The organism is Actinomadura livida, assembly GCF_014648675.1.
Classification (GTDB): domain Bacteria; phylum Actinomycetota; class Actinomycetes; order Streptosporangiales; family Streptosporangiaceae; genus Spirillospora; species Spirillospora livida.
Window position 1 is genome coordinate 436200 of sequence record NZ_BMRO01000006.1, and the last position, 19949, is coordinate 456148.

At 72.8% G+C, this 19949-nt stretch carries 17 protein-coding genes; 7 read left to right on the plus strand and 10 right to left on the minus strand.

Annotation, left to right across the window (positions count from 1 at the left end; all coding sequences use genetic code 11):
- Position 1: 1 nt before the first annotated feature.
- Together boxB and boxC are read right to left on the minus strand one after the other, a co-directional pair.
- Positions 2 to 1435 carry a benzoyl-CoA 2,3-epoxidase subunit BoxB gene (boxB, locus tag IEZ03_RS17085; RefSeq protein ID WP_184883360.1) on the minus strand — a complete coding sequence of 478 codons (1434 nt, stop codon included), beginning with the start codon at positions 1433 to 1435 and terminating at the stop codon, positions 2 to 4.
- 2 nt (positions 1436 to 1437) lie between these two features.
- Positions 1438 to 4335, minus strand: a complete 2898-nt coding sequence (gene boxC / locus IEZ03_RS17090) for a 2,3-epoxybenzoyl-CoA dihydrolase (RefSeq protein WP_184883358.1) — start codon at positions 4333 to 4335, stop codon at positions 1438 to 1440.
- A gap of 193 nt (positions 4336 to 4528) precedes the next feature.
- Between boxC and IEZ03_RS17095 the strand changes: the two genes are divergently transcribed.
- Positions 4529 to 5383 (plus strand): PaaX family transcriptional regulator, encoded by an 855-nt coding sequence (locus IEZ03_RS17095; protein WP_221480661.1) that lies wholly within the window; start codon positions 4529 to 4531, stop codon positions 5381 to 5383.
- Between the two features lie 19 nt (positions 5384 to 5402).
- On the opposite strand, the gene IEZ03_RS17100 is transcribed toward IEZ03_RS17095, so the two are convergent.
- Complete coding sequence (locus IEZ03_RS17100) at positions 5403 to 5807, minus strand: PaaI family thioesterase (protein ID WP_184883354.1); 405 nt, start codon at positions 5805 to 5807, stop codon at positions 5403 to 5405.
- 198 nt (positions 5808 to 6005) lie between these two features.
- Here IEZ03_RS17100 and IEZ03_RS17105 point away from each other — a divergent pair, with 198 nt between their 5' ends.
- The 3 genes from IEZ03_RS17105 (at position 6006) to IEZ03_RS17115 (ending at position 9964) form a co-directional block, all read left to right on the plus strand.
- Complete coding sequence (locus tag IEZ03_RS17105) at positions 6006 to 6824, plus strand: 4Fe-4S dicluster domain-containing protein (protein ID WP_229808355.1); 819 nt, start codon at positions 6006 to 6008, stop codon at positions 6822 to 6824.
- Complete coding sequence (gene nrfD / locus IEZ03_RS17110; RefSeq protein ID WP_184883350.1) at positions 6821 to 7927, plus strand: NrfD/PsrC family molybdoenzyme membrane anchor subunit; 1107 nt, start codon at positions 6821 to 6823, stop codon at positions 7925 to 7927. The genes IEZ03_RS17105 and nrfD overlap by 4 nt, the downstream gene beginning before the upstream one ends.
- A gap of 177 nt (positions 7928 to 8104) precedes the next feature.
- Complete coding sequence (locus tag IEZ03_RS17115; RefSeq protein WP_184883348.1) at positions 8105 to 9964, plus strand: carbohydrate-binding module family 20 domain-containing protein; 1860 nt, start codon at positions 8105 to 8107, stop codon at positions 9962 to 9964.
- Between the two features lie 100 nt (positions 9965 to 10064).
- Here the strand turns inward: IEZ03_RS17115 and IEZ03_RS17120 are convergent, their stop codons facing one another.
- Positions 10065 to 10604: a DoxX family protein gene (locus IEZ03_RS17120; RefSeq protein WP_184883346.1), complete on the minus strand. Its 540-nt coding sequence runs from the start codon at positions 10602 to 10604 to the stop codon at positions 10065 to 10067.
- A 240-nt stretch (positions 10605 to 10844) separates the two neighbouring features.
- On the opposite strand from IEZ03_RS17120, the gene IEZ03_RS17125 reads away from it, so the two are divergent.
- Together IEZ03_RS17125 and qcrB are read left to right on the plus strand one after the other, a co-directional pair.
- The gene (locus tag IEZ03_RS17125) at positions 10845 to 11486 is read left to right on the plus strand and encodes a hypothetical protein (RefSeq protein ID WP_184883344.1); all 642 of its coding nucleotides are present in this window, start codon (positions 10845 to 10847) and stop codon (positions 11484 to 11486) included.
- Between the two features lie 166 nt (positions 11487 to 11652).
- Positions 11653 to 13368, plus strand: coding sequence for a cytochrome bc1 complex cytochrome b subunit (gene qcrB / locus IEZ03_RS17130; protein ID WP_184883342.1), 1716 nt, complete (start codon positions 11653 to 11655; stop codon positions 13366 to 13368).
- Here qcrB and IEZ03_RS17135 read toward each other — a convergent pair.
- The 5 genes from IEZ03_RS17135 to IEZ03_RS17155 all read right to left on the minus strand — a co-directional run bounded on the left by IEZ03_RS17135 (position 13343) and on the right by IEZ03_RS17155 (position 17631).
- Positions 13343 to 13888 (minus strand): TetR/AcrR family transcriptional regulator, encoded by a 546-nt coding sequence (locus IEZ03_RS17135; RefSeq protein WP_184883340.1) that lies wholly within the window; start codon positions 13886 to 13888, stop codon positions 13343 to 13345. The two genes, qcrB and IEZ03_RS17135, sit on opposite strands and share 26 nt — an antisense overlap.
- A 54-nt stretch (positions 13889 to 13942) precedes the next feature.
- Positions 13943 to 14647, minus strand: coding sequence for a Crp/Fnr family transcriptional regulator (locus IEZ03_RS17140; protein WP_229808343.1), 705 nt, complete (start codon positions 14645 to 14647; stop codon positions 13943 to 13945).
- An 86-nt stretch (positions 14648 to 14733) separates the two neighbouring features.
- On the minus strand, positions 14734 to 15375 hold the full coding sequence (locus tag IEZ03_RS17145; protein WP_184883338.1) for a LysE family translocator: 642 nt from the start codon (positions 15373 to 15375) through the stop codon (positions 14734 to 14736).
- Positions 15376 to 15438: 63 nt separating this feature from the next.
- Positions 15439 to 16227 carry a DUF427 domain-containing protein gene (locus tag IEZ03_RS17150; RefSeq protein ID WP_184883335.1) on the minus strand — a complete coding sequence of 263 codons (789 nt, stop codon included), beginning with the start codon at positions 16225 to 16227 and terminating at the stop codon, positions 15439 to 15441.
- 45 nt (positions 16228 to 16272) lie between these two features.
- Complete coding sequence (locus IEZ03_RS17155) at positions 16273 to 17631, minus strand: erythromycin esterase family protein (RefSeq protein WP_229808344.1); 1359 nt, start codon at positions 17629 to 17631, stop codon at positions 16273 to 16275.
- Between the two features lie 325 nt (positions 17632 to 17956).
- On the opposite strand from IEZ03_RS17155, the gene IEZ03_RS17160 reads away from it, so the two are divergent.
- The gene (locus tag IEZ03_RS17160) at positions 17957 to 19066 is read left to right on the plus strand and encodes a DUF2637 domain-containing protein (protein WP_184883331.1); all 1110 of its coding nucleotides are present in this window, start codon (positions 17957 to 17959) and stop codon (positions 19064 to 19066) included.
- Positions 19067 to 19160: 94 nt separating this feature from the next.
- Here IEZ03_RS17160 and IEZ03_RS17165 read toward each other — a convergent pair whose 3' ends face one another.
- Entirely contained in the window at positions 19161 to 19916 is a 756-nt protein-coding gene (locus tag IEZ03_RS17165) for an SDR family NAD(P)-dependent oxidoreductase (protein WP_184883329.1), read from the minus strand.
- Positions 19917 to 19949: the final 33 nt, after the last annotated feature.

Genomic DNA, 19949 nt, shown 5'->3' on the forward strand with positions numbered 1-19949 from the left:
GTCAGAGCCGCACGTACTCGTAGTCGAACGGGCGGCCGTTGATGCCGTTGCGGGGCGGGGCGATCCAGCCCGCGATCCTGCCCGGTTCGCGGACGGGGTTCATGAGCGAGCGGACGTGCGTCTTGTCGACCTCGGTCGGGAGCCAGGCGTCCTGGCGCCGCTCCCACTCCTCCGCCGGGATGACCTCGCCCTGCGGGGTGGCCTCGATGCCCGCGAACGCGCCGACCTTGCGGTTGAACGCGACGCTCGGCAGGTAGAGGCGCTGCGGCAGGCCCGCGTCGGCGAGGATGCGGTTCCAGCGGTTCACGCCGCTGCGGCAGTCCGCGACGTACTCGCGGCGCAGGTCGGTGTTCAGGCCGACCAGGGCGGCCACCTCCGTCTGCCCGACGGAACCGTCGACGAGGGCGTCCACCATCATCGCGTCGCCGGTGAGGCGGTGGTCGTCCTTGCGGCGGTCCTCCCGCCAGCGGCCCTTCAGCCCGGCGGTGTAGTAGTTCGCGACGTTGCCGGACGTCTCGGACCCGAACAGGTCGAGCGACACCGAGTAGTGGAAGTTCAGGTACTTCTGGACGACGTCCAGCGAGATCGCGCCGTGCGCCGTGACGTCGTCGGTGTCGTGCTCCTTCATCAGCTGGACGGTCCGCTCGACGACGCGGTCGATGCCCGTGGTGCCGACCATCATGTGGTGGGCCTCCTCCTTGAGCATGAACTCGCACGTCCGCGACAGCGGGTCGAAGCCGGACTCCTTCAGCGTGCCGAGCTGGTACTTGCCGTCCCGGTCGGTGAAGTAGGTGAACATGAAGAACGACAGCCAGTCGGGGGTCTCCTCGTTGAACGCGCCCAGGATGCGCGGCGACTCCTCGCTGCCGGAGTTGCGGTGCAGGAGCTCCTCGGCCTCCTCGCGGCCCTCGCGCCCGAAGTGGGCGTGCAGCAGGTACACCATCGCCCACAGGTGGCGGCCCTCCTCGACGTTCACCTGGAACAGGTTGCGCAGGTCGTAGAGGCTGGGCGCGGTCGCGCCGAGGTTGCGCTGCTGCTCCACGGAGGCGGGCTCGGTGTCGCCCTGGATGACGATGAGGCGCTGGAGGTCGGCCCGGTACTCGCCGGGGACCTTCTGCCAGACGGGCTCGCCCTTGTGGGCGCCGAACCCGATGCGGCGGTCCGCGTCGCGCTCCGCCAGGAAGATGCCCCACCGGTAGTCCCTCATGGCGACGTGCCCGAAGTGGGCCCAGCCGTCGCGGCCGACGTTCACGGCCGTGCGCAGGTAGACGTCCCGGGTCGGGAGCGCCGGCCCCATCGACTCCCACCAGTCGAGGAAGTCGGGCTGCCACGACTCCAGGGCGCGCTGGAGCCGCCGGTCCTCGTGCAGGCCGACGTTGTTGGGGATCTTCCCGGAGTAGTCGGCCGCGGTCCCCGACGCGCTGCTCGCCGGCATGGTCACACTCGCTTTCGGTCGAAGTCGGCGCGCTCGCCGGTCCCGTAGCGGCACAGGGCGCCGTCCGGGCCGGACGCGTTCGGGCGGGTGAAGATCCAGTTCTGCCAGGCGGTGAGCCGTCCGAAGATCCTGGTCTCCATGGTCTCCGGGCCGGGGAAGCGGCAGTTGGCCTCCAGGCCGGTGAGCGCGTCCGGGCTGAAGCCGGCCCGCTCCTCGGCGGCGATGCGGATCTCCTCGTCCCAGTCGATGTCGTCGGGCGTGAAGGTGACCAGGCCGAGGCGTTCGGCGTCCGCGGCCTCCAGGGGCTTGCCCTCGGCGTCGCGCACGGCGGCGAGCGCCGCGTCGTCGCCGAGGAAGCGCGTCGCCAGGCGGGTGAGGCCGTTGCCCATCGGCAGCGGGCCGAGGTTCATCGCGGTCACGGTGATCGCCGCGGGGTCGGCGTCCGGGTCGGTGTCCTCGAAGACGCCGTCGAGCTGGTAGCTGCGGTCGGCGGCCAGCACGACCTCCAGCAGGGACCCGGCGAAGCACCCGCCGGGCTCGATCAGCGCGACGAGGCTGCGGGACGTGACGTCGAGACGCTTCAGCGTCCGCTTGAGGTAGTGCAGGATCTCGTTGGCGAGCCAGTCTCCGGCGTTGTCGAGCAGGAGCCGGTCGTGGGCGAGGACGTGCCGCGCGTCGCCGCTCGTGCGGAACAGCCAGGTGCCGAGGGCCGGCTCGTTCGTGCGCAGGTCGAGAATGAGGTCGTCCAGCTCGCGCGTCATGGCGAGGGTCCAGAAGCCCGCGCCCTGCCGGTGGACGTCCTCGATGCCGCCGGGAGACGAGTCCGGTCCCGCGATCGTGATCTCCACCGAGCCGGCGTCGCGGTCGAGCTTCGCCGACACGTGCCGGTAGGACACCGACGACTCTGTCCGCTCCTTTCCGAGCGGTGTCAGCTCGACGCCCCGGGCGCCTTCCGGGCGGGACGAGCGGGCCGCCAGTTCCGCCGCGCGCCCGGCGACCGCCGCGTCCCAGGCCGGGCGGGGCACGGCCTCGTCGACGAGCCGCCACGCGACGGCCTTCCTGCCCGCGAGCCCCTCGGCCTTGGTGGCGAAGTAGTCGGCGCGGTCGCGGCGCACGCGGCGCTTGTCCGTCAGCCGGGTCAGGCCGCCGGTCCCGGGCAGGACGCCCAGCAGCGGCACCTCCGGCAGCGACACCGCCGAGGAGCGGTCGTCCACGAGCATGATGTGCTCGCAGGCGAGGGCCAGCTCGTAGCCGCCGCCGGACGCGGTGCCGTTGAGCGCCGCCAGGTAGGTCTGGCCGGAGTTCGCGGTCGCGTCCTCGATGCCGTTGCGGGTCTCGTTGGTGAACCTGCAGAAGTTGACCTTCCACTCGTGCGGGGACGCGGCGAGCATCCGGATGTTGGCGCCCGCGCAGAAGACCTTCTCCCTGCCGCCGGTGAGCACGACGGCCCGGACGCCGGGGTGCTCGAACCGCAGCCGCTGGACCGCGTCGTACAGCTCGACGTCGACGCCGAGGTCGTAGGAGTTGAGCTTCAGCTCGTAGCCGGGGACCAGCCCGCCCCGCTCGTCCACCGCCATCGTGAGGGTGGCGACGGGCCCGTCGACGTCCAGCCGCCAGTGCCGGTAGCCGGACGGGTCCACGCGGAACTCCACGTGCGGGGGCGTGCCCGTGCCCTCGGGGCTGCTCATGAGCTGTCCTTCCGCCGTGCCGGCCGGCCGTGCCGCCCCCCCATGTTCGACATGAGCCGGGCAAAACGTCAAGAGTTTGTAGCATTTGGCCTCGCGGGGGTCAGCGGCCGAGCAGCGCGGCGGCCAGCTCGCGGACGGCGAAGCGGCGCAGCTTGCCGGTCGGGGTCGTGGGCAGCTTGTCCACGACCAGCACCTCGCGGGGGCGCTTGAACGACGCGAGGCCCGCGCGGCAGAAGGCGGCCACTCGGTGAAGCGGCGGCACAGCCCGGCGGGCAGCGGCTCGCCCGCCGACACCGCGAGCCGCACCGACGCGAACGCGTCCGCGGGCACGTCGGCGTTCAGGAGCGCGGCGTAGAAGGTGGGGACGGCGAAGAACAGCGTCGGGCGGTACTCGGCCAGCCGCCCGGCGACCGACGCCGGGGTGGGCGGGTCGGGGTCCAGGACCGCCGTCGCGCCCGCGGCGAGCGGGAAGAACAGCGAGTTGCCGATCCCGTAGGCGAAGAACAGCTTGGCGACCGAGTAGCAGCGGTCCTCCGGGGTGATGCCGAGGACCTGGCGGCCGTAGGTCTCCACGACGTGCCGGATGTTGGCGTGGCGGTGCATCGCGCCCTTGGGCGTCCCGGTCGTCCCGGACGTGTAGAGCCACAGCCCGCTGGAGTCGCCGGAGGTCGGGTACGGGTCGCGGACCGCGCCGTCCCGGGCGCGCCCCGCCGCGGCCAGGTCGTCGAAGGTACCCACCCGCACCCCGTCCGGGGCGCGGAGGGCGCCAGGCCCCTCGGCGACCACGTGCCGGACGCCCGGCGCGAGCGCGAGCGCGAGCGCGGCCTCCGCGGGCACCGCGAACCGGTCGCTGACCAGCAGGATCCTGGCGCGGGCGTCGCCGAGGAGGGCCGCCAGCTCCGCCCCGGTCAGCATGGTCGACACCGGGACCGGGACGGCGCCGAGCCGCATCGCGCCCAGGATCGCCGCGGCCATCGAGGGGCCGTCGGCCATGAACAGCACCACGCGCTCCTCGGCGCGCACCCCCCACGACTCCAGCCCGGCCGCGACGTCCGAGGCGAGGCCGGCGAGATCGGCGTACGTGAGGTCGCCCCCCGGGCCGGTCAGCGCGGTATTGGCCGCGGTGTCCGGATGCTCCGCCGCCCGGAGCAGGTAGCCGGCGGCGTTGAACGCGCCGGCCGGGACGGGGGCGGTCGCCGTTTCCGCGGTCATCGGGGGCTTCCCTTCGCCGTGAACCGTGTCACACATGCTCTACAGGGGAAAAACGCAAGTCAATAGACTTGTGGAATGACGGTGCCGTGCGGCGGGTGCCGCGATACTGGACGCCGGCCGCGCGGGGCCGCACCGGACCGCGGTGCGAAGGACCGGCCGGGAGGGAAGGCGGATGTCCGGGAGTGACGGGCCCGTGAGTGAAGGAGACGCGGCGCGCGGCGGGCCGGAGTTCCGGCGGCGTCGCGAACTGGGCGCCGCGAGCGCCCGCTCGCTGCTGCTGACGGTGCTGGGCGAGTTCGTCCTCCCGGCGGGCGAACCGGTCTGGACGGCGGCGTTCCTGCGGGCGCTCGGGCTGCTCGGCGTGGAGGAGAAGGCCGTCCGGCAGGCCCTGGCCCGCAGCGCGGGCGAGGGCTGGATCGAGGGCGAGCGGCACGGCCGCCGCACCGCCTGGCGGCTCACCCCGTCCGGGGAGCGGCTCCTCACCGACGGCACCGAGCGCATCTACGGCTTCGGCCGCCCGGCCGGCGCGTGGGACGGGCGGTGGCTGATCGTGCTCGCCGGCGTCCCCGAGACCAGCCGCAGGCTCCGGCACCTGCTGCGGACGCGGCTCGCCTGGAGCGGGCTCGGCAACCTCGCCCCCGGCGTGTGGGTGAGCCCGCATCCCGGGCGCCGCACCGAGGTCCGGGAGGTGCTCGCGGAGATCGGCGTCGCGGACACCTCCACGCTGTTCACCGGGCGGCTCGGCGACCTGGCCGAGGCGCGGCACGTGGCCGCGCAGGCGTGGAGCCTGGACGACATCGCGCTGGCCTACGACGACTTCCTCGACGCCGTGGGCGCCCTGGCGCCCGCTGACGATCCCGGCACGTTCGCCGCGCACACCAGGCTCGTCCAGGAGTGGCGCCGGTTCCCGTTCCTCGACCCGGGCCTGCCGGCGGAACTGCTTCCGGCCGACTGGAGCGGCTCCCAGGCCCGCGCCCTCTTCCACGAGCGCCACGACACCTGGCGGCCCGTCGCCGACCGCCAGTGGAAGGCGATGGCGCAGGCGTAACGGCACGGACGCGCCCGTTCTAGCCTTCGGCGGGCGGGGTCAGCCTCAGCAGGTTCACCGTGCCCTCGGCGACGACGCGGCCCTGCTCGTCGGTCATCGTCGAACGCCACGTCAGATGGTCGTCCACCCGGTCGACCGGCTGGGCGCGGGCGGTCAGCTTGCCCTCCCGCACGGCCCGGATGAACCGAGTGTGGTTGCTGACTCCGACGACCTGGCTCTCCAGCCCGACCGTCAGGGCCGCGCCCATGCTGCACACCGTCTCGTTGATCGCGCAGTACACGCCGCCGTGGACGATGCCGTACGCCTGCATCAGCTTGTCGGTGACCTCCAGCTCGGCCACGACCTCCCGCTCGGACGCCTCGATCACGAGCAACCCGAGCGTCCTGTCCAGTGGACCCGCGTAACCGACCCGTTCGACCATCATCCCCAGAAGCTATCCAGCGCCGAAATGCCCGTCAACGGACCCGTTCCCCGGTTAGGGCCCGGCTCGCCGGGAAGGGGGCCAGCGGGCACCCCGGGGATAGGAGGTCATGGGATGAGCAGCCTCGTGGGCCGGAACCTGCTGGCGGGACCCGAGCCCGACGTGACCGAGAACTCGGGTTATACCGACCCGCCTCCCCGGATGGGCTTCTTCACCGACACGTCCGTGTGCATCGGCTGCAAGGCGTGCGAGGTGGCCTGCAAGGAGTGGAACGCCATCCCCGAGGACGGCCTCGAGTTCACCGGCATGTCCTACGACAACACCCAGGGACTCGGCGCCGACACCTGGCGGCACGTCGCGTTCATCGAGCAGAACAAGCCCATGGGCCGGGCCCAGGCGGGCGTCGAGCACGCCGGCGCCGCCGGGGGCGGGCCCACGGACATGCGGTGGCTCATGGCCTCCGACGTGTGCAAGCACTGCACGCACGCCGCCTGCCTCGACGTGTGCCCGACCGGCTCGCTGTTCCGCACCGAGTTCGGCACCGTCGTCGTCCAGGAGGACATCTGCAACGGCTGCGGCTACTGCATCCCCGCCTGCCCGTACGGGGTGATCGACCAGCGCAAGGGCGACGGCCGGGCCTGGAAGTGCACGATGTGCTACGACCGGCTCGGCGGGGGGCTCGAACCGGCCTGCGCGAAGGCGTGCCCGACCGACTCGATCCAGTACGGGCCGCTGGACGAGCTGCGCGAGCGCGCCGCCCTGCGCGTCGAGCAGCTCCACGACCTCGGGGTGGAGGACGCGCGCCTGTACGGCGAGGATCCCGATGACGGCGTCGGCGGCGACGGCGCGTTCTTCCTCCTGCTGGACGAGCCGGAGGTGTACGGGCTGCCGCCCGACCCGGTCGTCACCACCCGCGACCTGGGGTCCATCTGGAAGCACGCGGGCATCGCGGCGGCGGCGCTGTTCGGCGGGCTCGCGGCGGTCTTCACCGTCCACGGCCGCAACGGAGCCGGGCGATGAGCGGGGACGGGACGAGCGGGTCCGAGACGGGCGAGGGCGCAACGGGCGAGGGCGGTCCCGGCGTGAGCAAGGAGGGCGTGCACGGGGAGCGGCCGGGGCGCGAGGCCGAGATCGGGAAGGGCCTGGCCCGCCGGAACGGGCGGCGCGGCCGGCGCCGGGGCGAGCGGGCGATGGTGCCGGAGGCGGAGTTCACCTCCTACTACGGCCTGCCGATCCTGAACCCGCCGACCTGGAAGGCCACGGACATCGCGGGGTACTTCTTCCTCGGCGGCCTGGCGGGGGCGGGGTCGGTGCTGGCCGCCGGCGCGCAGCTCACCGGGCGGCCCGCCGCCGCGCGGGCGATGAAGATCTCCTCGCTGGCGGCCATCGGCGGGTCCACCGCGCTGCTGATCCACGACCTCGGGCGGCCCGCGCGGTTCGCCAACATGCTCCGGGTCATGAAGCCCACCTCGCCGATGAGCATGGGCTCCTGGCTGCTGGGCGCCTACGGCCCGGCCGCGGGCGCGGCGGCCGTCCTGGACGCGACCGGGCTCTTCCCGCGCCTCGGCGCCGCGGCGACCGCCGGCGCCGCCGTCCTCGGCCCGCTGGTCGCCACCTACACCGCGGCGCTCGCCGCGGACACGGCGGTGCCCTCCTGGCACGACGTGCACCGGGAGCTGCCGATGGTGTTCGCCGGCTCGGCCACCTCCGCCGCGGCCGGGATGGGGCTGGTCGTCTCCCCCGCCCGCGAGGCCGCTCCGATGCGCACCGCCGCGGTGTTCGGCGCGGTGCTGGAGCTGGCGGCGGCGAAACTGATCGAGCATCGAGCCGGGCTGGTCGCCGAGCCGTACAAGACGGGCAAGGCCGGCAGGTACATGCGCGCGGGCGAGATCCTGACGGCCGCGGGCACCGCCGGGGGCGTCCTGCTCGCCGGGCGCGGCCGCACGGCGGCCGCGCTCAGCGGGGCGGCGCTCCTGGCGGGCTCGGCCTGCACCCGTTTCGGCATCTTCCATGCCGGCGTGCAGTCGGCGGAGGACCCCAAGTACACGGTGGTCCCCCAGCGGGAACGCCTCACCGCCGCCGCGAACGAGTCAGGGAACGGGGCGCGGAACGGGAGCGGATGACCCTCGTCGACTTTCTGAAAGTCAACTGAAATCTTGCGCAAGCTCTTGACGCTGCTGCAAGAAAAGAGCATTCTCACGGTGCATCGCGGACGGCCGTCCCCACCCCCTCGGGCGTCCCCGGTGCCGGCGGCCCCCTAAGCCGGCGCCTGGGCGCCCAGTGACAGGAGTTCGCCCACAATGCAACGCGCAAGAATCCCCCGCCGCCTGTCCCTGCTCGCCGCGGGAGCCCTCGTCCTCGGCGGCCTGGCACCCGCCGCGGCCCTGCTCCCGGACGGCACCGCCAGCGCCGCGCCGTCCGCGCGGGCGGCGCTGAACGCAAGTGACGTCACCGCCAACCTCTGGGAATGGAACTGGCCCTCCGTCGCGGACGCCTGCACCGACCATCTCGGCCCCGCCGGGTACGGGGCCGTGCAGGTCGCGCCGCCCGCCGAGTCGGTCAGCCTCGCCGGCACCAATGAAGGCGCCCACCCGTGGTGGGAGGTGTACCAGCCCGTCTCCTACGGCCTGACGAGCAGGCTCGGCGACCGCGCCGGGTTCGCCGCCATGGTCAGCGCCTGCCACAACGCCGGCGTCCGCGTCTACGTCGACGCCGTCATCAACCACATGGCCGGCCACAACAACACGGTGAACACCACCTACGGCGGCTCCACGTTCGACCCGACGGGGTTCACCTACCCGGCCGTCCCGTACGGGTACGGCGACTTCCACCACGCCGACGACGGATACTGCAACGACGATGACGCGGGCATCGACGACTGGAACGACAAGTCGGAGGTGCAGAACTGCGAGCTGGTGTCGCTGTCGGACCTGGAGACGCAGTCCTCCTACGTCCGCGGGAAGATCGCCGGGTACCTCAACGACCTGATCGGGCTCGGCGTCGACGGGTTCCGGGTCGACGCCGCCAAGCACATCGACCAGGACGACTTCGCCGCGATCAAGAACGCGCTCAACGACACCGCCGCCGAGGGCAAGCGGCCCTACATCGCCCAGGAGATCTTCCCTGGCGCGTCCAACCCGGAGCTGAGGGCGACCGCGTTCACCAGGAACGGCGACGTCCTCGGCTTCGCCTACGCGATGGGCCTGAAGGCGCAGTTCCAGAACGGCACGCTGGCGAACCTGTCGGGCATCCCGTCCTGGTCGCTGGACGCCGACGGCTCCCAGACCTACGCCATGGTCACCAACCACGACACCGAGCGCGACGGCTCCACGCTCAGCTACAAGAACGGCGGCGACTACACCCTCGCCAACTACTTCATGCTCGCCTACCCGTACGGCAAGCCGGCGGTCTACGACGGGTTCACCTGGTCGTCCAAGGGGCAGTCGCCGCCCGCCGACTCGCGCGGCTTCGTCACCGGCGCGGACTGCTCGGCCGGGTGGCAGTGCATCACCCGCTCCACCGGGATGAAGGGCATGGTCGGCTGGCGCAACGCGACCGCGTCCGCCCCGGCGGTGTCGAACTTCACCGCGACGGCCGGCGACGTCATCGGCTTCAGCCGCGGGTCGCGCGGCTGGATCGGCCTCAACGACTCGTCCGGCCCGTCCACCGCGGCCTACCGGACCGGGCTCGCGGACGGCGTCTACTGCGACGTCGTCACCGGCGGCACCGGGTCCGGCGGGTGCGCGGGAACGGCCGTCACCGTGTCCGGCGGCACCGCGACCGTGACGATCCCCGCGGGCGGCGCCGTCGCCATCCACGCGGACGCGAGGTCCGGCGGATCGCCGACGTCCCAGCCCACCTCCCCGCCCGAGACCGTCACCGACACGTTCAACGTGCACGCCACCACGACCTGGGGCACGAGCGTCCACGTCGTCGGCGACATCCCCGCCCTCGGCTCCTGGGACCCGGCCAAGGCCGTCAGGCTCTCCCCGGCGAACTACCCGGCCTGGAGCGGGCGGGTGACGCTGCCCGCCGGCACGAGGATCGAGTACAAGTACCTCAAGAAGACCGACGCGGGCGCCGTGACCTGGGAGGACGGGGCCAACCGCAGCTACACCACCGGGACGGCCTCCCATACGGCGAACGACACCTGGCGGTAGCCCCCTGGAGCAGGCACCGTCCCCCGCCGGTGCCGCGGGGCCGGCCTCCACGCGCCGCGCGGAGGCCGGCCCTCGCCATGCCGCTCCCCCGTGTCCCGGGCTACTCTCCGGTCTCCCCGGCGGGCCGGCGGCCGGGACGCCAGAAGACGGCCAGCAGTAGGGCCGAGCCGAGGCCGCCGGCGAGGGCGGTGATCGCGAGGCCCGTCCAGCCGGACAGGTCGTCGGATATGCCCAGCGCCCGGTCGAGGGAGGCGCCGCCGCCGCCCAGCGCCCCCAGCGCGCACGCCACCAAGATGATCATCAGGACGTACTCGTAGCCCTGCCCGGGCCGGAAGATGAAGAAGCCGTTGCGCAGGTGGGCGGTGATGAGCGCGACGGCCATCGTGCCGACCGCGCCCGCGGCGGCCAGCGGGGTGAGCAGGCCGAGCAGCAGCAGGAGGCCCGCGCCGAGCTCGGTGCCGGTCGCCATCAGCGCGTGCAGCCTGCCCGGCCGCAGCCCCATCGACTCGAACCAGCCCGCGGTGCCCTCGATCTTCCCGCCGCCGAACGCGTGGTTCCAGCCGTGCGCGATCAGGGTGCCGCCGACCGAGATCCGCAGGACGAGGGACGCGATGTCGATGCCCGCCGCCTCAACAGCCATCCACGGCTCCTTCCCTCGTGTTCCCACGTGTTCCCGCATGCGCCCTGCCGGGCGTTACGTCCCGACAAGGTACCGGCAGGCGGCGCGCCGCCGTCCGGCGGGCCCGGCGAATACTTCGCCGCGGCGTGGGGCACATCACAAGGGGTGTGTCCCGGATCACGTCACAATCGGGGATGCTCGGACCATCTTCTCTTCGGGTGCCCCGCGCGGGCGGCACCGGAGGAGAGCTTGGGAGGCGCCATGGGCTGCGAACCCAGACGGTTCGACCTGACGATGCTGCACGCCGCCTACGACGCGTTCCGCCGCGACACCGCGCGGACGGCCGCCGCGGCCGGCGCGGACGCCGTGCCGATGGACGCGGCCACGGCGAGCACATGGTCCCTGTTCACCTTCCACTGGCACGTCCAGGACCGCGCCGAGAAGAGCGCCCTCTGGACGGTGATGTACGCCAAGGACGCCGACGCGCCGGGGCGGCTCGGGGCCGTGCTCGACGAGATGGCGCTGCGGGCGGTGAAGGTCGTCCCGCTGATCGACGCGGTGGACGCGGCGGTGGAGCAGCGCGACCGCCTCATGTTCGCCCGCTACGCGCCGGAGCTGCACGCGTCCGTGAACGCGCTGCTCGACTACAAGGAGTCGGACGTACTCCCCCTGATCCCCGGCACCCTCACCGCCTTCGAATGGGGCACGTTCGACGTCGAGTTCCGCCGCGAGATCGGCATGCGGGGGCTCGGGGTCTTCCTGCCCTGGCTGCTGGACGGCGCCCCGGAGCCGACGCGCCGCGCCGTCCTGCACCTGCTGCCGCCGCCGATCCGGCTCTTCTACCGGACGAGCTGGCGGCCCCGCTACCGGCGCCGCTTCGGCGCCGCCGTGCCCGCCTGCTGAGGCCGCCCCGCCCATCCCGACCCGCCCGGACCCGTCCCGGCAAATCGCGGCAAATCGTGTGATCGGCGCCACATCCCGCGATGTCACATTCGCCGCGCCGGATCAGTCGTATGCACAGAGCGCGGCAAGCGCGTGGACGAGGCTGTGCGACGAGAGGACGTTGACGATGGCGGGGATTCGGACGGCCGGCGGCGGGCCGGGCGGGCCCAGGCCGCCGAAGGCCGTCGAGGGGACGGCGCAGGCCCTCGACGAGCGGTTCGGGACGACCGGGTTCGCCCGCAGGTCCCTGCGCAAGGCGTTCCCGGACCAGTGGAGCTTCCTGGTCGGCGAGATCGCGATGTACTCCTTCGTGGTCGTCCTGCTGACCGGCCTGTTCCTCACCTTCTTCTTCAAGCCGAGCATGCAGGAGGTGATCTACGACGGCTCCTACACCCAGCTGCAGGGCGTGGCGATGAGCGAGGCGTACGCCTCCACCCTCGACATCAGCTTCGACGTGCGCGGCGGGCTGCTCGTCCGGCAGATCCACCACTGGTCGACGCTCATCTTCATGGCGTCGATCCTCGTGCACCTGCTGCGCAACTTCTTCAGCGGCGCCTACCGCAAGCCCCGGGAGCTCAACTGGCTCATCGGGATCCTCATGTTCATGCTCGTCATGCTGAACGGCCTGTTCGGCTACTCCCTGCCGGACGACCTGCTGTCGGGCACCGGGCTGCGGATCCTGGAGGGCGTCCTCGCGTCGCTGCCCCTGATCGGCTCCTACGCGGTGATGTTCCTGTTCGGCGGGGAGTACCCCGGCACCGCGATCATCCCGCGGCTGTACGTGATCCACATCCTGCTCATCCCGGGGCTCCTCGCGGCGCTGATCCCGCTGCACGCGATCGTGCTGACGTGGCGGCAGACCCACACGCAGTTCCCCGGCAAGGGCAGCACCAACCGGACCGTCCGGGGCTACCCGTTCTTCCCGGTGTTCATCGCCAAGACCACGGCGATGTTCCTGTGGGTGCTCGGCGTCACCGTGCTGCTCGCGGCGCTCTTCCAGATCAACCCGGTCTGGCTGTACGGCCCGTACGACCCGGGCGCGATCAGCTCCGGGTCCCAGCCCGACTGGTACATGGGCTGGCTGGAGGGCTCGCTGCGCATCATGCCCGCGTGGGAGATCACCGCGTGGGGGCACACGGTCCCGATGAGCGTGCTCGTCCCGGCGCTGGTCGTGCCCGGCCTGCTGTTCACGGGCCTCGCCGTCTACCCGTTCGTCGAACGCTGGGTCACCGGCGACCACCAGATCCACCACCTGCTGGACCGCCCCCGGGACGTCCCCGCGCGCACCGCCATCGGCGTCGCCGGCATCGTGTTCTTCGGGACGCTCTGGCTCGCGGGCGCCAACGACGTCATCGCCGAGCGGTTCCACATCTCGCTGTTCGCGACGACCTGGTTCTTCCGCGGGCTGATCATCCTCGGGCCGGTCGTCGGCTACGTCGTCGCCTACCGCATCTGCCTCGGCCTGCAGCGCCGCGACCTCGGCCTCGTCCAGCACGGCCTGGAGACCGGCATCATCCGCCGGGCCCCGGACGGCGGGTACAGCGAGGTCGAGCGGCCCCTCTCCGACGAGGCGATCGCCCCGATCACCGATCCGCGCCCGGCGCCCGCCGCCGTCCTGGAGGTCCCGCGGCCGATCGACGGCGTCGAGAGCCCGCGCGCCCGGCGGGTCGCGACCCGGGTGCGCGCCGCCCTCAACCGCCGGTACCGGACGGACCTCGCGGTCGTCCCGGAACGGCACCCGGACGCGGAGCACGGGAACGGCGAGCACGGCGACGGGGAGCACGGGGGCAAGGCCCTCGACAGCGGCAACGGGTCGGTCAGCGTCCGAAAAGGTGGTGGATGACGGGACGGGCGGCGGCCACGGGATCGTCGCCGAGGTCGGCGGGCAGGGCTCCGCTCAGCCAGAGATGGGCGAAGCCGTGCACGATCGACCAGGCGGCGATCGAGGCCGTCCGGCCGCCCTCCCCGGCGCCGCGGACGCCCTCGGTCAGGACCCGGCTCGCGCGGCCCCGGCCGGCGCGGACCTCCGGGTCGTCCGGCCGGTACAGCTCGGGCCGGAAGATCACCTCGAAGTAGGGCCGGTGCTCGACGGCGAACCGGACGTAGGCGAGGCCCAGCTCGTCCAGTTCGCTCCCCGCGGCCTCCAGGGAGTCGGCGAACCGGGCGTAGCCCGCGGCCGCGACGGCCGTCAGCACCCCCGCCCGGTCGCCGAAGTGGTGCGCGGGCGCGGCGTGCGAGACGCCGGCGCGGCGCGCCAGCTCGCGCAGGCTCCAGGCGGCCGGGCCCGACTCGGAGATCGCCTCGACGGCCGCCTCGATGATGGTCCGCCGCAGGTCGCCGTGGTGGTAGCTGCCGCCGCTCATGGCCGCATCATATCTTGCCATTGACAAGTTCCGTGCGCGGACCCGGTGCGGCGGCTAGTCGTTCTCCTTGGCGAACTCGCGCAGCCCCGGCAGGTTCACCACGGTGATCTTGCGCCAGCCGGTGCGGATCAGGCCCTCCCGGCGCAGGCCGTGCATGGCCCGCGCGACCGTCTCGCGGGACGCGTCCATCCAGCTGCCCAGCTCCTCCTGCGACAGCGGCGGGCCGATCTCGATCGAGCCGTCCGGCGCGGGCGGCGCGTGCTGGACGGACCGTTCGGCGAGCTCGGCCAGGAGCATCGCGAGGCGCCGGGTGCCCCGGCTGGTCACGTGCGCCCGCAGCCGCCGGTCCGAGTCGTCGAGGCGCTTGACGAAGGTGCCCGTCACGAGCATCCACACGTCCGGGTGCTCGTCCAGGAAGCCGGTGAAGCGCGCCGCGGGCACCACCAGCGCGCGGATCGGCGACAGCGCGGTCACCGTCGCGGTGCGGGGCCGGCCGCCGAGCACCGCGCTCTCGGCCAGCAGGTCGCCGGGCCCCCGCACGGCGAGGACCACGTCGTGGCCGTTCTCGGTCGCCGACGTCACCTTCGCCCAGCCCCGCTCGATGATGATCACGTGGTCGGACTCGTCGCCCTGGTACACCAGGGGACTCTTCACCGGGTACTGCCTCGGACGCCCGGCGGCGCGCAGCGCGGACTGCTGCGCGGAGTCGAGCGCCGCCCAGAATTCCGGGCGCTGAGGGGTCGCCGCGTACGGTGCCACCAGCCTTCTCCTCGGGACCCGAAGTAAACGGCCTCGCCTGAATCTCTGACATGCCCAGAGTCACCCGGACGGTAAACCGGAAGCCGTCACTTGGGCACGGCGACCAGCCGGACGGCGAGCCCGGTGAAGACCGTGCCGCTGAAGATGTTCAGGCCGCGCGCCACCCGCCGGCTGCGGCGCAGGAGGTCGGCGAGCCGCCCGGCCAGCAGCCCGACCCCGGAGTCGACGGCGAGGCCGATCAGCACGAGCGTGATCCCGAGGACGAGGAACTGCATCATCGGGTGGCCCAGGGACGGGTTCACGAACTGCGGCAGGAACGCGATGTTGAACAGGATCACCTTCGGGTTGAGCAGGTTCGTCACGACGCCCTGCCAGTACGCGCGCCGCCGCTGGGCGTGCTGCTTCTCCGGCCCGGCGCCGTCCGGCTCCCCCACGGGATCGCCGCGGTCCCGGAACGCCTTCACCGCGAGGTACAGCAGGTAGGCGGCACCGGCCCAGCGCAGCACGTGGTACAGCGTGGGCAGTGCGGTGAAGAGGGCGGAGAGCCCGAGCATCGCGGCGACGGCGTGCGTGAGGGCGCCGGTCCCCACGCCCGCGGCGGCCAGCACCCCCGCGACGGGGCCGCCGCGGCCGCCCATGGCGACCACGAACATCATGTCGGGCCCCGGCGTGAGGCAGAGGGCGAGCGCCGCGACGACGAACGCCGCGTACAGGGATGTGTCCACCATGGTGAAATCATCCGGCAGCGAGCCGTCCCGGCGCGACCCCAATATCCGGCCGCCCCCGCGCGGTCAGGCGCCCCGCGGCGGGCCGGCCTCGATCGTGAGGGCCTCGTGGTCGAAGCACAGGTGGCCGGCGACCTTGAGGGCGTTCTCCAGGGGCTCCTTGTAGGACCAGGCCGCGTCCTCCGCTCCCTCCAACGACCAGTAGGTCGCCTCGCCCTTGTACGGGCACACCGTCCGCTTGCCGCTCTCGCCGAGGAGGTCGGTGCGGACGTCGGCGGCCGGGATGTAGAGGCGGTTGGGCAGCCCGGTCTCCGACAGCACCTTCGGCCGCTCGGTCTCGGCGATGACCTCCCCGTCCAGCAGCACCCGGACGTGCCGGGACGAGTCGCGGGCGTCGACGCGGTGGAAGGGGTCGCGCAGATGGCCGCGGACCTCCTCGTCCTCGTCGTACCAGGCGTCCATCCGGCGCCAGTAGAACGCCAGGAACCCGCGCAGCCACGCCGTCTCGGGCTTCGGCTCCGGGTACGCCCACACCGCGTTCTCCGACACCCGGTCCCCGGCGCGGACCGTCCAGTACGAGGCGTCGCCCTTGAACGGGCAGTGCGTGGTGTGGTCGGTCTTCTCCAGCAGATCGGTCCGGACGTCCTCTTCAGGCACGTACAGGACGGGAAGCAGCCCGGTCTCGTGCAGGAGCTGGCCCCGCTCGGTGTCGAGGACGGTCTCCCCGCCGAACCGGGCGCGGACCCGCCGGGGGAAGTCGTGCATGAAGAGCCGGTGCTCCGGCCCGTCGATGCTGAAGTTGACCTCGTCTCCCGGCGAGCCGGCGAGCGGCCCCGGCCGCATGGTCAGTGACATACCGTGTCTCCTAACGCCGTGTTCCCTGTGCCCCCGCCCGGTCGCTCATACCCCGGACGGCAGCGTCTCCAGCTCACCACGTCCGGCGGCCTCCAGGTGCAGCGGAGTCAGTTCGGAGGTGGCCCGGAACCAGCACAGCGCGTCGTACCGGTCCGCGACCCTGGTCGGGACGTACTGGCGCCGGTCGCGGTCCGGGTCGTAGACGACGCCGATCGCCCGGTGCCCGAGCGTGTCGGTCAGGAAGTGCGGCTTGTCCGGCTCGGGCGGCACGATGAACAGCCCCCGGTGCAGCTCCGACTCCGCCAGCAGCGCCTCCAGCGACCCCGGCGCGGGCGCCGGGGCGTGCACGACCTCCATCGGCCCGCCCCAGCGCGGCGCCGCGACCACCTCGCCCGGCCCGCCGGCGAACCCGACCACCACGGTCTCGTCCCGGCCGTGCCGGTCCCGGGCGAGCTGGCCGAGGCTCACCATCCCGGCCTCGGCCATGTCGGTCCCGCGGGCGTCGCCCACGTGCGTGTTGTGCGCCCACACGACGGCCTTGCCCTCACCGTCCGGAGGCGTGCCGCCGTGGAACTCCATGAGGCGGCCGAGGGTGTCGGCCATGTGGACGTCGCGGATGTTCCACGACTCCGGCCCCCCGTCGAGCATGGCGCGGTAGTACCGCTCGGCCCCCGCCGCGACCTCGGCGTTCTGCCGGGCGTCGAACAGCTCGGCCGGGTCGCGGGTGTCGCCGGGCTCCGCCGGCCTGCGCAGCTCGGTCAGCAGCGCGAGGACCTCGTCCCGGCACCCTTCCGGGACCAGGGCGGTGTTCCAGCCGTACTCCCGCGGGTCCTCGCCGTGCGGCTCGAAGCAGCCGTACGCGTCCAGCGCCGCCTCCAGGTGCTCCGGCCGGTGCTCCGCCACGTGGTCGACGACGGCCCGCAGCGACTCCCACAGGCTGTAGACGTCGAGCCCGTAGAAGCCCGCGCGCTCGCCGGGCGGCAGGTCGGCGTTGCGGTCCCGCAGCCAGCGGCAGAACTTGGCGGTCTCCTCGTTGGCCCACATCCACGTCGGCCACCGCTCGTAGGCGTCCAGGACCTCGCGGGGATCTCGGGGCGATCCCGGTTCCAGCGTCACGGAGCGCCCGACCCTGCGGCAGTCCGGCCAGTCCCCCTCGACCGCGACGAACGAGAAACCCCGCTCGGCGATCAGCCGCCTGGTCAGGGCGGCCCGCCATGCGTAGTACTCGTGCGTGCCATGGCTCGCCTCGCCGATGAGGACGACGCGGGCGTCCCCGATCCTGTCCATCAGCGGGTCGAGGTCCCCCTCGACCTCCAGCGGCAGTACCGCGCCCAGCACGTCGTCCGCGGTGTTCGTCCCGGGGCCGGCTCCGGGACCCGTACGGGGGCTCGTGCCGGGGATCACCGCGACCCCCTCCATCCAACGGCAAAGCCAGCGTTTTCCAGCTGTTTACGGGTATTTGGAGTTTTTAGGTCGCACTTACTGCTTCTTGGGTGTGGCATCGCAGTTTTCCCCCTATGTCGCCTTCCTCCTGCCCTTCCCGATATCCGGGCATCGATTCGCCGCGCGACGGCACGGATCAGGCGGCACGGGCGATCCGGCGGGCCACTCGGCCCGCCTTGGAAAACGCGACCGAGACGTGATGCGATTCGCCCACGAAACGGCAAAGGAATGGATAGCCTCCCATCGATAACTTTCAGTTGGTAAGGAAATCTGGAGCGCACTCCGCATGAGCGTTGCCAACCGGGCACAGGTCATCACACGCTGGGGGGCCATAGCCTTCATGGCGACGGCGGTCGTGACCGCCACCGCCGGTGGCTTCGCCCAGTCCTACGCCGGCCTCTACCACTGGGCGCTGGAACACGGCCTGCGGGGCTGGAAGGCCGAATCGTTCCCGCTGCTGGTCGACCTGTTCATCATCGTCGGGGAACTCGGCCTCTTCCTGCTGGCCATCGACGCCTTCGTGCTGCACCGCCGGGCCCTGATGAGCTGGCTCGACTTCTGCCTGCCGCTGAGCATCGCGCTCGCCGGCTGGACGGCCAGCCTCATCTTCAACGTCGGCCACGTCGGCCAGAAGTCGTTCTCCTACCAGGCGACGGCCGCCGTCCCGCCGATCGTGTCGATGCTCGGCCTGTTCGTCCTGCTGCGGACGCTGCACCGCTACGTGTCGCAGCAGGCCCAGGAGGAACAGCCCAAGGCGCCGGAGCCGCAGACGCGCGCCCTCGCCGGGCCCGTCACGCTGAACCAGATCACGCTGATGCCGCTGCGGAACACCGGCCCGTTCCCGCAGATCCAGGTGCCCGGCCACTCCGGCAAGGCACTGGAATCCGGCACCGCCGAGGAGGAGGCGGCCAAGGCCCGGGCCGCCGCGGCCCCCAAGGCCGCCGCCCAGCAGCCCGCACCGGCCATGCGCGCCGAGGCCCCGGCACCCCCGCCGGCCCCGGCCGAAGCCCCGGTCCCGGAGCCCGAGCCCGAACTGGCCGTCGTCAGCGCCGCCGCACGCGGCAGCCTCAACGGCCACGGCGACTACGGCGTGGCCACCGAGCCGCCCGCCCCCGCACCCGATCCGGAGGCGCTGCGCGCCCTCGTCATCGACGTCCTGGAGCGCCGCCACGGCGACGTGGCCGGGACGCTCGCCGAGGTCAGGGCCGCGGGCCACGTCTGCAACGAGGCCGAGATCCAGCGGATCAGCGACAACCACTGGTTCCCGTACGCGGTGTACCGGCTGCTCGCCAAGCACCACGGCGACGGCGAACTCGTCGCCGCGGAGCTGACGTCGCAGGGCATCGTCTACGACCGGGCCATGCTGGACGAGCTCGTCCGTTCCTGGCGCGTCTGACGGCCAGGTCCATACGGCGAGAACGGGTACGGTCCCTCCCCGGCACCTTCGGGGACGGGACCGTACCCGTTCCCGTCCGCGCCGCGGGCCGCGCCTACCCGCCGGGCCGCCGCTCCTGGGACGGATCGGTGCGCAGCCGCGCGTGCAGGCCGCCGTCCACCCGCAGGACGTGCCCGTTGAGCTGCGCCGCCGCCGACGACGCCAGGTACAGCGTCGCGTCGGCGACCTCCTCCGGCGCGGTGGTGCGGCCCGCCGGGAGGTCGGCCGCGGGCCGCACGTCCCCGACCACGCTGGCCGGCGCGACGCAGTTGGCGCGGATGCCGAGGCCGCCGAGCTCCACCGCGATCGCGCGGCTGAGGGCCTCGACGCCCGCCTTGGTCACGTCGTAGGCGCTCTGGTCCTCGTGCGCGCGGGAGCCGCCGGGCGACGACATGGAGACGATCGCGCCGCCGCGCCCCTGCTCGCGCCAGTACCGCACGGCGCGCACCGACAGCAGGTACGCCGAGCGCAGGTTCGCGGCGATCACCGCGTCCCAGACGTCCGCGCCGATGTCGATGAACGGGGTGCGCAGCTCGGTCATCGCGGCGTTGTTCACCAGCACGTCCAGCCCGCCGTCCCGGAGCAGCCGCTCGAACACGGCGTCGGCGACGTCCTCGCGCGCCAGGTCACCGGACATCGCACTGACCCGCGGCAGGCCGTCGAACACCTTGAGCCCCTCGGCGTCCACGTCCACAGCGAGCACATCCGCCCCAGCGTCCGCGAAGCGCCGCACCAGCACCCGGCCGATGAGCCCCGCCGCCCCGGTGACCAGCACCCGCTCCCCGCTGAAGTCGAACCGCACCCCGCTCACGGGTTCGTGCCCGCTCGGGTCCGGCCGACGATG